3 protein-coding genes and 1 pseudogene are annotated in these 1,105 nt (G+C 43.1%); 3 read left to right on the top strand and 1 reads right to left on the bottom strand.

The window, feature by feature from the left end; translation table 11 throughout:
- Positions 1 to 64: 64 nt before the first annotated feature.
- The 3 genes and pseudogenes from KDK19_RS01455 to KDK19_RS01445 all read left to right on the top strand — a co-directional run.
- Positions 65 to 277, top strand: a pseudogene (locus KDK19_RS01455) (transposase); the annotation flags it as partial.
- Between the two features lie 94 nt (positions 278 to 371).
- Positions 372 to 614, top strand: a complete 243-nt coding sequence (locus KDK19_RS01450; protein ID WP_257275990.1) for a type II toxin-antitoxin system Phd/YefM family antitoxin — start codon at positions 372 to 374, stop codon at positions 612 to 614.
- Positions 611 to 874, top strand: coding sequence for a Txe/YoeB family addiction module toxin (locus KDK19_RS01445; protein WP_257275988.1), 264 nt, complete (start codon positions 611 to 613; stop codon positions 872 to 874). Before KDK19_RS01450 ends, KDK19_RS01445 begins: the two co-directional genes overlap by 4 nt.
- Here KDK19_RS01445 and KDK19_RS01440 read toward each other — a convergent pair.
- The gene (locus tag KDK19_RS01440) at positions 865 to 1,053 is read right to left on the bottom strand and encodes a hypothetical protein (RefSeq protein WP_257280032.1); all 189 of its coding nucleotides are present in this window, start codon (positions 1,051 to 1,053) and stop codon (positions 865 to 867) included. The genes KDK19_RS01445 and KDK19_RS01440 overlap by 10 nt on opposite strands.
- Between the last annotated feature and the right edge of the window lie 52 nt (positions 1,054 to 1,105).

The raw sequence follows: 1,105 nt of genomic DNA, 5'->3' as shown, positions 1-1,105 counted from the left end.
TTCTCTTTGGAGAAGCTGAACCAATGGCAGAGTGACACATCGAGAATAAGCTTCAATGGTAACTCTTCACTGGTAACTCGATGTTGCGATGAGAGAAGACGAGTGTCGCATCCGAAGAAATGAGGGAGCAGAAATTTTGGCAGGCTTTAGACATATTGCAGTCAATCTGCTGAACAACACGAAAACCTTCAAAGCAGGTCTGAAGAGAAAACAAAAGAAAGCAGCTATGAGTACATGCTATCTGGCTGAAGTCCTTGCTGGGCAGGCACTTTCATGATTTTGCCGTGGCGCGCACTCTTCTCGACTAGGCAGAGTCAAAGAATACGTACTATATTACGTACGCTGATAGTGAAAGAATCAGGAGAAAACCCATGAGCAGATACAGTGCCAGCGAAGCCCGTGCAAATCTGTACAGGCTGATTGATGAAACCGCCCAAAACCATAAACCAGTTCTCATTACCGGCAAACGGAATAATGCCGTAATGGTATCTGAAGAAGACTGGAGTGCTATTCAGGAAACACTTCACCTGCTCAATGTACCAGCTATGCGAGAATCCATCCGTGAAGGATTAGCCAGTGATATTTCAGAATGCAGTGAGGAACCCGGCTGGTGAGTTGGAAATTAATTTACACCCGGCAGGCCCAAAAAGATGCAAAGAAAATCTCAGCAGCAGACCTCAAAAACAAAGTAGAAGACTTGCTGCAAATACTGGCGATCAATCCATATCAAACGCCACCACCCTATGAAAAGCTGATTGGTGATCTGAGTGGAGCATTATCACGGAGAATTAATATCCAGCACTGGCTGGTTTATCAGGTACTTAAAAAAGAGAAGACCGTTAAAATTATCAGGATGTGGACACATTACGAATAGTTGGTCATTGCCTTCAACGGCTTTTCAAGATACTGCTGTTGTTCAGAAACAAATTGATTATCAGACTGATTGATCTGCTGTTCGAGTAGCAGGGAAAAGTTATGAAACCCCCTGAAATTATTGCCCTGTAGCTTATATTTTTTTCTTTTTAATGCGTCCATGGTCTTATAACTGCCCATCAGGATAAGACCTCAGCATGAATGCTCACGATTTGATTTCACAACTCTCTAT

It is taken from the genome of Endozoicomonas sp. ONNA1, from assembly GCF_024606325.1.
GTDB lineage: Bacteria > Pseudomonadota > Gammaproteobacteria > Pseudomonadales > Endozoicomonadaceae > Endozoicomonas_A.
The sequence above is the reverse complement of the archived record's forward strand: the minus strand, read 5'-3'. Positions and strand labels throughout refer to the sequence as shown.